General features: G+C 32.6%; 12 protein-coding genes. All 12 read right to left on the bottom strand.

The features are described from left to right. Positions 1-19 precede the first annotated feature (19 nt). Positions 20-589, bottom strand: coding sequence for a hypothetical protein (locus tag MTP08_RS14305; protein WP_243577798.1), 570 nt, complete (start codon positions 587-589; stop codon positions 20-22). Positions 590-609: 20 nt separating this feature from the next. Further along, positions 610-1,257 carry a DUF4138 domain-containing protein gene (locus MTP08_RS14300; protein ID WP_243577797.1) on the bottom strand — a complete coding sequence of 216 codons (648 nt, stop codon included), beginning with the start codon at positions 1,255-1,257 and terminating at the stop codon, positions 610-612. Between the two features lie 8 nt (positions 1,258-1,265). After that, the gene (gene traM, locus MTP08_RS14295) at positions 1,266-2,306 is read right to left on the bottom strand and encodes a conjugative transposon protein TraM (protein WP_243577796.1); all 1,041 of its coding nucleotides are present in this window, start codon (positions 2,304-2,306) and stop codon (positions 1,266-1,268) included. Further along, on the bottom strand, positions 2,306-3,010 hold the full coding sequence (locus tag MTP08_RS14290; protein ID WP_243577795.1) for a hypothetical protein: 705 nt from the start codon (positions 3,008-3,010) through the stop codon (positions 2,306-2,308). Before MTP08_RS14290 ends, traM begins: the two co-directional genes overlap by 1 nt. Positions 3,011-3,013: 3 nt before the next feature. Then, a complete protein-coding gene (locus MTP08_RS14285; RefSeq protein ID WP_243577794.1) occupies positions 3,014-3,814 on the bottom strand; it encodes a hypothetical protein in 801 nt (266 codons plus the stop codon). Then, complete coding sequence (locus MTP08_RS14280; RefSeq protein WP_243577793.1) at positions 3,814-4,296, bottom strand: hypothetical protein; 483 nt, start codon at positions 4,294-4,296, stop codon at positions 3,814-3,816. The genes MTP08_RS14285 and MTP08_RS14280 overlap by 1 nt, the downstream gene beginning before the upstream one ends. 2 nt (positions 4,297-4,298) lie before the next feature. Next, positions 4,299-6,734 (bottom strand): TraG family conjugative transposon ATPase, encoded by a 2,436-nt coding sequence (locus tag MTP08_RS14275; RefSeq protein ID WP_262921842.1) that lies wholly within the window; start codon positions 6,732-6,734, stop codon positions 4,299-4,301. 237 nt (positions 6,735-6,971) lie between these two features. Then, positions 6,972-7,262: a hypothetical protein gene (locus tag MTP08_RS14270; RefSeq protein WP_243577791.1), complete on the bottom strand. Its 291-nt coding sequence runs from the start codon at positions 7,260-7,262 to the stop codon at positions 6,972-6,974. A gap of 81 nt (positions 7,263-7,343) precedes the next feature. Next, positions 7,344-8,987, bottom strand: coding sequence for a type IV secretory system conjugative DNA transfer family protein (locus MTP08_RS14265; RefSeq protein ID WP_243577790.1), 1,644 nt, complete (start codon positions 8,985-8,987; stop codon positions 7,344-7,346). A gap of 1 nt (position 8,988) precedes the next feature. Next, complete coding sequence (locus MTP08_RS14260; RefSeq protein WP_243577789.1) at positions 8,989-10,389, bottom strand: DUF5712 family protein; 1,401 nt, start codon at positions 10,387-10,389, stop codon at positions 8,989-8,991. Then, a complete protein-coding gene (locus MTP08_RS14255) occupies positions 10,389-10,952 on the bottom strand; it encodes a hypothetical protein (protein WP_243577788.1) in 564 nt (187 codons plus the stop codon). The genes MTP08_RS14260 and MTP08_RS14255 overlap by 1 nt, the downstream gene beginning before the upstream one ends. A gap of 472 nt (positions 10,953-11,424) precedes the next feature. Beyond that, on the bottom strand, positions 11,425-12,393 hold the full coding sequence (locus MTP08_RS14250; protein WP_243577787.1) for a zincin-like metallopeptidase domain-containing protein: 969 nt from the start codon (positions 12,391-12,393) through the stop codon (positions 11,425-11,427). Positions 12,394-12,491 lie beyond the last annotated feature (98 nt).

Genomic DNA, 12,491 nt, shown 5'->3' with positions numbered 1-12,491 from the left:
TCATATTAGGTCGGTTTTATTAATTAATGTAGTATCTAAATCCTCCGAAAAGGCCATAAGTAGACTTTGAAAATTCACTTTTTAAATCATAGAATTGGCTGTAGTTAGCCAGAAATGAAATTTTTCTAGCAAAAGCAAATTCGATTTCAGCACTGCCGGAAATACCGTATACAAATCCTTTAACCGGAACAGGAATTTCGGCATTGTATTTTGGATCTTTAGAATTACCATCATTCACAGTTTCATATCCTACATAACCTCCTAACCATCCGTTTAAATAGATTGGTGCAAGACCTTCATAACTATAGCCGGCATTTACATTAAAACCATATTTTTGATAGGGTAGGATTTGATTATCTAAATAAGAAACTTCATAATTCTGATAAAACCCCTCCACTTTTCCTAAGAACCCTTTTTCACCGAAAACTTTACTATATCCTCCCTTCAACATATACCCAGCACTGAGATCTCCTTTTTCCATCACATAACCATATTCTGCATGAACTGCAGATTGGTTTTTTCTTCGTCCCTGAGCTTGTGCAAGAATGCAAAAGCAAGCCAGGAATAATATCAAAACATTCTTCTTCATATTATTACATTTTAAAATTATTATTTCACATATTCAGCTGCTATAATATATTTAGGCTTAATGTCTAAGGAGATAGTACGTTCACCATCAATTTCACTCATAATAAAAAGTAAATTTTTGTTATCGGAAATGGTGAACTTATCAAAGACAAATAGTAATTTTTCCCGGGACTTTTTTGCTATACTTTCTGTTTGAATAGCGTAGATGGGTGAAAAGATTTTTTCTTCCGCCTCAATTTGACGGTCTTTAAACTGTACAGGGCTTGTTATAAAAGAAATACTTTCAACATCATAGCTGATATTCGTTCGATTAGCCACTTCTATAAGAACATAGACTTTACCACTTCCTACATAAACACCTTTTACAAAACCTTCAATTCCTCTTACAAAAGCAGAATTTCGATTTTTAATCCAACCATTTTTCTTAATAATTTTTTGAGCAATTATCTCATATTGTTCTGGATTATCTGCTTTTTGTTCATTTTTTTCTGCTACTTTTTCAACAGATTGCTCAACCGGAGCATCAATCATAATAGGAGTTACGGCTTTATTTGAAACAGTTTTCTTAAGACTTTTCTGTACAGGTTTTTTATAAATGTTTTGGGTGCTCTTTTGAGAATATCCATAAAAGCCGGCCAGCATACCTATCACTATCAGTACTCTTTTCATATTATTATTTAATTGAAATTAACGATGATACATTCCACATTGGATGTTAATTTTATTCGGTTATCCGACTGTTTGCTTATGGCATTTCCAACGGAATTGATGACGCCACCAATTACTGGAATCCTGCTGCTTTCATTTAAAGCTCTATTCTCTAAATCTGAATTTTGAGTCCCCGGTGATATCGGAAGTCCTGCCATTCCGTCGGCACCATATAATTGAAGCTGAACCGGAACAATTTTGTTTTTCACTTTAATTGTGGAAAAATTAACGAGTAAACGATTGTTTTGTTCTGAAGCTACTCCTGTTATTATTTGTCCTTTGGGAGTTTCTAACGTTCCTATTCTTGTACTTTCAAGCAATACAAAAGAGAGCGTTCTTCCTGAATTCGCATACCCTTTTGAAAGGAGTTTAGCTCTGATCTGCTTCCCTTCATTTATGCTTTTTTGATTGGTAGATGAATCACTATAGCTTGGTTGTACATAAGCAGGTTCGGAAATCTCGGTATAGTCTATATCTGAGGTAATGTTTTCATTTATTGATTTGGAACTTTTCGGATAATTTTTCACTTCTGTATAAGCAATTGAATTGTTTTTGGGTTCTTCCGCCTGCCACATCGAATAATCTCCATAAGTCGAATGACTGTTGTAACTGCTCCCTATATTTCGTTTTTCACTTCCTGAATTATTATAGTTTGGTTGGGTGTACACAGGCTCCACGTAGGTGGAAGTAGTTTTATCACTTCCGTCACTTTCTGAAATAATTTCAATTTGAGAATCTCCTGACTTACCAAAGAGATCGTCCATTGCTGTATTTAATTTACTGCTGTCTTTTTTGCCTAATTGGTTGGCTTCTATTCTGCTATTATATTTCTGGGCTTCCTTTGCATCGGGATTTGATATTTCATCTACGGCAACTTTTTTATCTCCACCGTTTAAAACATAAACTCCCACGAGAAGAAAGACAGCAAGTAAACTTGCAATAGCATAAACAATGATCTTTCTACGCTCTTCATTGCTTTTAATCTCCCAAAACTGTTTTAACTGTTCCATTACTTAACTTCAATTGTCGGGTTAATCTGTTCTCTTTTTATACTATCCTGGATGATGATCTCTTCATCAGTAGGCGCATTAACTTTTGATAGACTTTCGGTGAAATTCGTAATGAGATAACCGAAAGGATTATAAGGATAATTGATATTAACCTTTGTCATTCTTAGCTGCACATCTGCCTGAAAATAATCTTCTACGGTACCATTGATTCTTTTAATCAGTACCGAAAAACTGACATTTGGATTTCCATCTATATTGTCAATTCGCCAACTGTTGGGAAGTATTTCAGATTTTTGAACCAATCCATTAATGGAAAGGAAATTAGAATAATAGCCTTTCCGGTCTTTATCTTTAATTAAGTACGTAGGTTGCTCACCAACCAACCAAAGGACATTTTCTTTTTTCTCTTTGATAGAGTATTGGTCTAAATCATAGAACTGTTTGGTGAAGTAATCTGCATTAGCTTTGAGTACTTTCACCTTGTCATTTTTTTCGGAAATCAGACTTAAGGGAATTAAATCACCGTTATTATTGAATGTAAATATTTTAGATGTACTATCACTGTAAATGACCAATGCCAAATAAAGTACAGCAACAATCGAAATAATGCTTACTGCAACGACCCCCCAGACAACCCGGCTATTTTTTTTTAATTCCGAATAAATATCTTTTCCAACGGTAATTTCTGCTTTCTCCTTTTTCATATTCTAACTGAAATATCCTCTAATTTCTTTAGTAACAATCGCAAATAAACCCAACTTCACCATAAAGGAGATTAATAAAGCTCCCACTGTGTAGGCGAAAATAATCCCTAAATCAGTATCATATCCGATATCCGACATTTGAACATTCGCTTTACTCTGAACAAAATCATAGATGATATCTGAAAATTTCATAATTCCCATATATCCGATTCCTAAAACAAATAATCCGATATATATTTTGATCCATCTTGAAAGCATATCTTCAAATCCTTTTGTCGTAGAAAGTGCAATGGCAAAGGGAAAAATAACTTTGAAAAGTTGAATTAAAAAAACTCTTTGAATCAAATACATTCCTACCACCGCCATATCCAGAATATCTAAAAACATTTTGGTGAACGTCATCAAACCTGCAGTCAGATATAGAGGTATTAATGAAAGGTAAAAGCCTATATAATCTAATCCACTGTATTGATCAGCAATCTTATCTAATTCCAATAAGTACCTTTTTAATGCATCATCTTTTAATGGATGTTGCGCTGCAACAGAAACATCAACGGACGAGAATATACTTTCAATTGCATTTACAACCCAGTCGCTCCCTACCATAATAAGTCCATATCCGATAATGCTAATAATGCCTCCAATTTTCGGTGCTTCCGGATTTTCTCCTGTTTGTAAAAAATTACCAATGACTTTGAATAACAATAAGGTCATAGCCAAAGATTTCGCTCCAATAATGGTAAAGGAAAAAACTTTGGTTTGGGAAATAACCTGATTGAGTTCTGTAAGCCACGAGTAATCCATCAATAAGATAATTTAATAAGCTTAACACTAATTTTAGCATTGGCACTCTTTACCTTATTGTATTCGTTTTCCAATAAAGTAATGCGTTCACTATCGCTCATATTAAACATCCCGTTATTGAGTAATGCCTGAACTGTTTTAATACTGCCTGAAATTTGAGCCAACTGATTCTTAATACTGCTAACATCAAATTTTCCTTTGCGCGCTTTCTCTAAAATTTTATTAGAATTACTAATGGCTTGTTTCTGCATATTAATAATATTCTGCAACTGTCCCATTTGCTGGATATAACCATTGACTTTCTGATATTTTTCCTGTGCATCTTTCAAAAGAGAGTAGGATTTTTCCAACTGTTTTATTTGGGCTGCAGATTGCGTAATCTGTTTAGCAATTTGTCGATTGGCTCCTGCATCTACTACAGCCATTTGTGCAAATGAATATGATCCTACCAAAAGGCATAGTGTTAAGATTAATTTTTTCATTTTTAGTCTGTTTTAACGTATTGGTCAATTGCGCTTTCCATATTTCCAGTTTCGTGGTAGATTTTCATCAATTCCTCATTTTTAGCACCTTCAGTTTGATAAGCCCAAAAAACTTTCTGCGGAACTTCTAAACGGTAAACCTGATGTTGATTACCTCTCATAATGAAGACTTCCGAATATTTATGTTGCCCCTCAAAATCTGATGTTAGAGAACTCATTTGATGGTAAGCATGATCACTCATTCCGAACCTGTTCTGTAAACCCGAATAATCCTTTGCGTTTAAAACATAAAGAACTTGCGTATTTTCAATAATTGTCTTCGCAATTTGACCAAACTCTCCGCTGTCCGGTAGTTGACTTATTGCCTGCAGTACGATTCCAATTGCACCATTTTGCTTTCGAACTGCTTGAAAGAAATATTCTATTTTTTCCAAAACGCCTTTGAACTTAAACTGCTTGGCAACTTCATCAAAGAAAATATACCCTCTGGTAGATTTATCTTTCCATACTGTTTCATTAATTACAGATGATATTAACTGCAACATAATAGAAAGTAGCAGAGGATTGTCTTTAACTTCATCCAGTTCAAAAACAATAATTTTTTTGTCTTTTACCTTGGTTAAATTATCATTGCTTTCATCAGCATATAGAAAATCATAAATTCCACCTTTCTCAAATTCGCTCATGGCAAATAAAAACTCTTCAATATTGAAAAATTCACGTCTGATATTTAACTCTGTAAGTAGAGTGTATTTATTTTCTCGTATGGCTTGAATAAATTTTAAAAGGCTTTGTTCACCATCTTGAATATAATAGGCTTCAATAATTTTCCTAAGTGCTGTTTTTTCGTTTTCCGTCGCTTTAGAATCTCTTTTGTAGTGCGTAATAATAAATTCTGTTAAATCCTCAATTTTTGAAGCTGTTAATTCGTCACCTTGTAAATCGAAGGGATTTAAACCAATTGGTTCGCCTTCCTTATAATGAATAAATACAGTGTCTTCGGGATAAAGAGCAGATAGTTTTCGGTAAGATCCACCTAAATCAACTAAAACTACTCTTGCACCTTCTTCATAGTATTGGCGAAATAAATGATTGGCTAAAAATGATTTTCCATAACCAGTCGGTGCGAAAATCATAAAATTTCTGGCTCTTACATATTTCTTTTCTTCATCCCAGGTATCTACAATAACTGGTATGTTTGCTATACGGGAATTAAGCAGCACCCCTTTTTTATCATTCTTATAATTAGTACAATTATTAAAAAATAAGGTGGCTAAACTTAAATTCCCATAAAACATTTGTTTTTCGGAAAAATTAGCGGAAAACAAATAGAAGGAATTGCAAAAAACGGAATTAAGAAAATTTCCGATCGGTTGTCTGGTCTTTATATCTACTGACTTAAACCGCTCTGTAATTTGATTTCTTCTGTTCTTAATCTCGCTTTCATTGTCACCATAAAACAGAATGTTAAAATGTCCCCTGATAATTCTTTCATTATCGATATCCGCTGCGATACTCTCTATCAATGTTTCCAGTTTTCCGGCGTTTACTTTATTATTAGGATCGAAAGTGGACGATTTTTTTAACAGATCTTGCCTTTTCCTCAGACTGCTTAACTCATTCTGATTGTCTTCAAAGTAAATAACCTGATTATAAGCGTGGTCGAAATCCAACGAGAAACCAAATAAATCACCAATGTTTTGATAAAACTTATATTTTGCAGTGGTAAAATCTTTATCAATTTGTAAAGATGAAAAACTCTCCGGCATATGTTCTTCATCTCTCGTACAGATGGCTCCTAATAACCGATCTCCAATTTGCATATAGCCATTTTTCAAAACCCTGTCAGTAACGAAGTCATTTTGGAAATTATTGAAATAGTAGTCATAATAATTTCTCATTTCTTCCGATTCCAGTTCGCGAATTTGAAAAGCTCTTCCACTATTAATTTTTCCATTGCGGAGAAAATTAATGATCTGCTCTACAGTATTGATAAAGGCATTTATTTTATCATCAAACTTTTCAAAATTTTTTCGATTCAATCTTTTAAAGGGATTCGTTATTTTACTGGTAAAAGTATCTCCGGCAGGGAGAATAAAGAAAGCAAAGCACTTGTGTGACAGGAAAGGTCTTTTATGAAAATAGGCCTTTGTTTCCTTCTGTAAATAATTGTCCTGCAGAAAATTATCCGTGTCAAATTCAGACTCTTGAAAAATATCCTGTTTAAGAAATATGGAACCAGATGGCATATCCTTTAAAGCTCTGTTCCATAAATCATTCACAGATTCATAATCCTCTTGACCCATCGAGTATTTTTCAATCAAGCCGAACTCGTAGCCCATTGCAAATGTGCCATTTGTTCCCACAACTTTATTGGTATCGATATGTAAAAATAAATTATTCGTCATCTGAAAATTTTTCAGGTAGTTTCTCGTCAAAGAGCCATTCTTTGATGGTTGAATTATTCGTCAGCAGAAGCACAGTAAAATACGTGACCACAATAATGAGAGTCACCACTATAATTTTTTTAATAGTAAAACCTCCTAAAAAGGTTAATAAAGCGAGTATTGAAATAATAGTGGTCACTAGAAAGCCCGTAGTGTTTAGTCCGTAAATTGTAGGTTGTTGACGATATCCTTTTAGATTCTTTACTTTCCTCAATTTAAATAAATTCGTTACAGACTTATATTCCCTACGTAGTTAACTAAGCCGACAACTGCACCCAGAATGGCGGCGAAAATAACAATGTTAGTTACTCCTTTTTTCCAATCCCCATTGTCCTTAACAAAGTGACCAAGGTTGACAAAAATAACGACGATAAATATACTCACAGCAACATATGGGAAGATACCCTTAATTTCATTTGCCAGCTGTTGTGCCGGACCTCTCAAATTGATGCTTTGCGCAGAAGTCAACGAGAAAATTGAAAGTGCGAAACTGGAGAATTTTAGTTTTAGATTCTTCATAAGTTTTAACTTTTGGGAATTTCAAAAAAATTTCTTCCTAATATACACTATTTACAACGCTGTGATTTTCATATTATTATGTTAATCTAAAATATTTCTTGCTTCTCGAAGTATTTTTTCGAAATGAGCGTCTAACATTTTTTGTGTGATTACTTTTTGATTTTCAAATTTCTCAGTCACAATTGGAGGATGGATAATATTAACAATTTCGTTCCTCCCGTCAGACAGAAAAGCGAATTCACCAACGCAAAGTCTATTAAATTCATTGGCTCTATGTTTGTGAACTTCTCTTTCTCCGGTCGTGGTGGAAGTTTCTCCCCAAGCTAACAAATTACCATCACCACCTTTTTTAGACACCGACTTTGTTTTGATATTGACCATTTCAAAATAGCTTTCATAAAATTTCGATGTTTCTGAATCATTTGATTTCCCAAAAAACTGAGTTGAAAGATTGGCAATAATTTCTTTAAAACCATCTCTACCATACTGAACCACTCCCTGAACAAAATCCTGTGCACAATAAACCACCGCAACCCCAAAACTTCTCATGGTAGCCGGAATTTGTGCCATATTAAGAAGTTTAATTGTTGGTGCTTCATCCAACAAAATAAAGCTAGGCTTCCGATCTCGCACCATCATTTGTTTAGAAATAGTGTGAATAATTGTAGCATTTATCGGACTTAAAAATTCAGCAGATCTAGGTTCATTAATGACTGAGACGACCAAATTATTTTGAACCATATTAATATTAAGATCGAAATCACTACCACTTAAAATCCAGAATGCTTCGGGGAATGCAATTTTTCTAAGAGCATTTGCAAGCGTCGAAATTACAGAGGCAGTTTGTTTTGCAGAAGCAAGTCCCAAAATAAAAGTACTTCCTTGAATGGCAACACGCTCATTGGACGTAAGAAACTCTTTAAGTTTTGCAAACTTATCCATTGCATCATCACCTAAACCGGATTGCGGATTTTGAACGCTAAAATCAACACCAAGTATAAAAGCAATAACGTGGGGTAGGGTACATAATTCCTTATGATCGAAAGTAAATTTCAAGATAACTCCTGCTAATAAAGAAGAGGCACTATCTTTAAAAAAATCATCTCCTTTTCCAACTCCATTTTTAATTAAATTGTCAATAATGACTTTTACAATTTGATTGACATCTTTTTCCCCTTTGATATAATCAGGTGAAATAGGATTTACACGACTGCTTGAGTTAGGATTATGCAACGCTATTACTTTTAATCTTTCTTTGAAAATCGGCTTTGCTAATTCTGTAAGCTCTCCATTTTTGAAATCGTAAATAATCCCCGCAAAGTCGGCTTTGCCAAAATGAATCATCAAATTATAAATAATAGAAATCGTTTTACCAGAACCTGCTGCACCAAAAACAGCAATTCCACGCTGAATGCCCCGAATAATTCTTTTGCCCTGGGAAGTATTGAATTCAACATCCCAAAGTGGATCTGCTTTTTTTTCGAAAGTCCATAAATATATAAGACCACTAATGATAAGACTGGGAACGATAAGGTAAAGCAGAATGAAGATAAAACTCCCTAATTTAATACTCGCAAAAGCTACTAATCCCGCCAACAATAGGAAAAGAATGTATTTAAAGTTTTTGTTTCTTGATTTGAATACAATTGTAAAAAGGAAACTTACTACCGCAATTCCTGCAATAATAATTAACCAATTTCTTAAAGTAAGATCTAGAATTTTCATATTAATATCCTTTTGAAACATCACTAATTTTAGTTATTACTGACTTTATAGTTTTAACTGCAATTTCTAATGGAGTTTTACTAATACTTAAAGGCACTCGGAAACCAAGTTCTTTGCTGATGGTACTATTAAGATTTAATTTTTGTAGTTCATACAGACCTGAATTTTTATATAATTCATTTTTTATCGGTTTCATAATCGCTGAACTAAACGCTTTTCCTAAATTTTCAATATGTGCTTTTTTTCCTGTACGAATCTTTTTCTGCTCATTAAATCTCTGATAACTTCGGGTTCGATCGTATCTGAACTTTTGATCAAAACTATGCTCTACTTTTTTAAAAAATTGATCCCTATTGAATCCAACTTGTGCACTTTTTCCCGCTATTTTTGAATTTCGGTGATTTGCTAAAGGCGAGATAGACCCTTTATACCTTGCATTAGGACAGTTATCATATCTAGAAACGATGACGTGAATATGATACTGTTGTCCGCCTTTCTTCAATCCTTCTCTCACAATTTCACCTGTGATTCTATCCTTATGAAGTTGAGATTTTAGTTCTTCTATTTTAACACTGTTATTGCCTTTTTCAGATTCTAACAATTTTATTTCCCTATTAATTTTTCGATTATTAATCACCCATTTATCATTGCCTTTATAAGTTCTCTGCTCTTCAACTTTAGCGACCCATACCAAATCCTTGTCCTTCATTTTTCTCACAGATAAATCCTTGCCTAATTCCGCTGCTTTCTGTTCACGAATCATCTGAAATTTTTCAGCGTATTCGGGATCTTTCCGATCTATTCCCAATCGTTCGAGTTCATTTTTTGTTTCGGTGTTAATTTGAACTTCTTCCCTACGATTGGGGAGTTGATCAGGATTAGAATAAACATTACGATTGAAATTATCTGCATATTCTTTCATTACCTCTTTTGCATACTCACGTAAACACTGATGCATTAAATCATTTTTTATCAATTCTAATTGTTGCCCTCCTTTTACAGTTTGATTCAAAATGCCAATTTCCTTTTGGTTGAATCCATTAGACTTTAACTCCAGATCAATAATCTGATTTAAATGTTCAAGTTCATCTTTACTTGGAGAAATATTTAAAATAAAAAATTTGCTTTCGCTTTCTTTCGCTCTTGAGGAAATATTATCATCAATTAAATCTGTGGCAGTATTTTGATCTAAATATTTTTCTCCATCAATACCATCAGTTGTGAAAAATAAGTTTTGCTTCTCAATCTGTTTATCAAAATCGGAAAGTTCCAAGGCTTCAAATTCATCCATGAAATTTTCAAATTCTTTCTCTCGCAAAGAATTTTCCTTTTCCAAATATTCGGTCACGGGTTTGCAACTTTGTGAAATATCTGGGTCATGTTTTGTAAAAGAAATATGCATTATTTAAAAATTTCTTCAAATTCCTGAATACTCAAAACGGCTTTATAATTTTTGGAAAACGCACCACTTTCAAATTTAAATTTGCTCTTTAAATTATTAATTTGTGAAATTAAATCTTGATTAATCTCTTCAATTTCACGATGACTTTCCCATACCTCTTTTACTTCTTTCTCTAATTTTGAATTTTGATCAACGGACAAACTTTCAATGGAAATTTTATCCTCAATGACTGCCTCAGAACCCAACGTTTTTTCTCTTAAATTCATCGACAAAAATTCTTTCAAAAGTTGATGGGTATCTAAAATTTTAGTGAAATAAAATTTATCTAAATGACCCAATCTTTTATGAACTGCCTCAATTCTTTTTTCATTGGAAGATAATCCAGCCTCCAGAGATTTTTTAATTTCCGTAAAATAATTTAGTTCAGAATTTCCTTTAAAATTACTCTCAATTAGAAAGGCAATTACTTCATCATAACTGGATAAGTTTAAATTGTTTTTAAGGATTTTTAAGTTCTCAGCATTTTTCTGTGAAACGCGCATCATAGTATTTTGTTTACCCATTTGTTATACATTTTAACACTATAAAGTGGTGATTAATAAATCTTTATAATATTTTGTTATACAATTATGTATACATTTACAAAATAAAAATAATATAACACTCTGTGTTTCTGAACGTTGTCAATTTTGGACACGTTCCCTCTTGCTTTCCTTTCATCACCTCTTATTTCTACCAATCAGTTTTAAGAAAAAAACCCTACTTCCATAGTCGGAAAAAACATTTCATAAAATGCGGGTGGGTGAGATAAGCCAGAAATTGGCTACTTATATTGAACAAAAATTTTCCGGTATTATTGCATAAAAGTAAAAACCCAAAACATTGGATTTTGATTTTAAGTCTTTAAAATTCAGACTACGATTTAAAAAAAGAGTGCTTAAAAATGAAAAATTGGCATCCAATTTTTCCGAATTTTTTTTAAAGTTCCTATTCATAAAACAAAAAAAACCTCTCATAAAATGAGAGGTTGATTTCTTAAAATTGCTCTAAATATTTCTTTGCTTTTTTTGATTGAATGAAAGCATTTTTAATTTCTTCAATTCTATTTTCTTTGTGCATATCGGACCACCCTTTAAGGTATCTGATAGAATTCAAAAGTTCATCAGTAATTCCAAATTGAAGTGCCAAAAGCATTGAACCCATTTCGGCAATTAGTTCTTCAAATGAATACTTAATTTTGTCATTAAATCCTTCATGAAGATTTCTGTCTAATCTTTTTTCGTGTCCTGTCCAATGAATAATTTCATGAAATAAAGTTGTATAAAATTTCACTTCTGAAACGAAATGTTTTTTTAAAGGCATCTTTATATGATCAAAAATTGGAGAGTAACTACCATGTGAAATCTGTTCAAATTTAATTTTCAAAGATGCATTTTCAACTAATTTTTGAACGAAATTTTCACAATTTATTTGATCAACAAATTCTAAATCGTGGGCTTCATCGAGATCAATATTCAAATTTAATTCCTCTAAATTTTCAATCTGATTCGAATTAAAAACAACATAATTTTTAATCACCGGATATTTATTTATTTGCTGCAGTTCGGCGGAGCTCATATTTTTAATCTGCTCCATAGTGTAAGATTTTAAAGTTTCCCGATGCTTATATACAAAACTGAAAAATTCAATAACAACTCCTTTAGATCCTTTTTTAAGTTTTCCACCTGCTTTTGATATAGAATTGAATGTTGCGTATAAATTAGAGGTAAAACCATTTGTAAGGGTATCGATATATAAGGTCAATAAATTGAATCCTTTATAGGTATTCTGACTAAATAGATTTTTTGGTGCTTGAAATTTATATTTGGTGTAAAGTTCCCAATCCTGGGCTTTTACTTTATCTAAATTCTCAATAATTCTAGAGATAAATTTATCTTCACCTTTTTTAGAAATCTGATTTTTTTTACTTTTTGAACTGTTTGTTTTGGGGGCTGTTGCATTCATAATATTTAATTGTTTATTTAGTTATAAACTTATTTAGTTATTTATTTGGCAATTAGGACACGTTTTTTTTTAAACTGAAAGATTTTATAGCGGACTGG

This window comes from Chryseobacterium oryzae (assembly GCF_022811665.1).
Lineage (GTDB): Bacteria > Bacteroidota > Bacteroidia > Flavobacteriales > Weeksellaceae > Chryseobacterium > Chryseobacterium oryzae.
Note: the sequence above shows the minus strand (reverse complement) of the source record. Positions and strands in the feature narration are given on the sequence as shown.

Coding starts and splice junctions, on each gene's coding strand:
- MTP08_RS14280 (WP_243577793.1), bottom strand. CDS start 4,296: ATGAAAAAATTAATCTTAACACTATGCCTTTTGGTAGGATCATATTCA.
- MTP08_RS14250 (WP_243577787.1), bottom strand. CDS start 12,393: ATGAATGCAACAGCCCCCAAAACAAACAGTTCAAAAAGTAAAAAAAAT.
- MTP08_RS14290 (WP_243577795.1), bottom strand. CDS start 3,010: ATGAAAAAGGAGAAAGCAGAAATTACCGTTGGAAAAGATATTTATTCG.
- traM (WP_243577796.1), bottom strand. CDS start 2,306: ATGGAACAGTTAAAACAGTTTTGGGAGATTAAAAGCAATGAAGAGCGT.
- MTP08_RS14285 (WP_243577794.1), bottom strand. CDS start 3,814: ATGGATTACTCGTGGCTTACAGAACTCAATCAGGTTATTTCCCAAACC.
- MTP08_RS14270 (WP_243577791.1), bottom strand. CDS start 7,262: ATGAAGAATCTAAAACTAAAATTCTCCAGTTTCGCACTTTCAATTTTC.
- MTP08_RS14300 (WP_243577797.1), bottom strand. CDS start 1,257: ATGAAAAGAGTACTGATAGTGATAGGTATGCTGGCCGGCTTTTATGGA.
- MTP08_RS14305 (WP_243577798.1), bottom strand. CDS start 589: ATGAAGAAGAATGTTTTGATATTATTCCTGGCTTGCTTTTGCATTCTT.
- MTP08_RS14255 (WP_243577788.1), bottom strand. CDS start 10,952: ATGGGTAAACAAAATACTATGATGCGCGTTTCACAGAAAAATGCTGAG.
- MTP08_RS14265 (WP_243577790.1), bottom strand. CDS start 8,987: ATGAAAATTCTAGATCTTACTTTAAGAAATTGGTTAATTATTATTGCA.
- MTP08_RS14260 (WP_243577789.1), bottom strand. CDS start 10,389: ATGCATATTTCTTTTACAAAACATGACCCAGATATTTCACAAAGTTGC.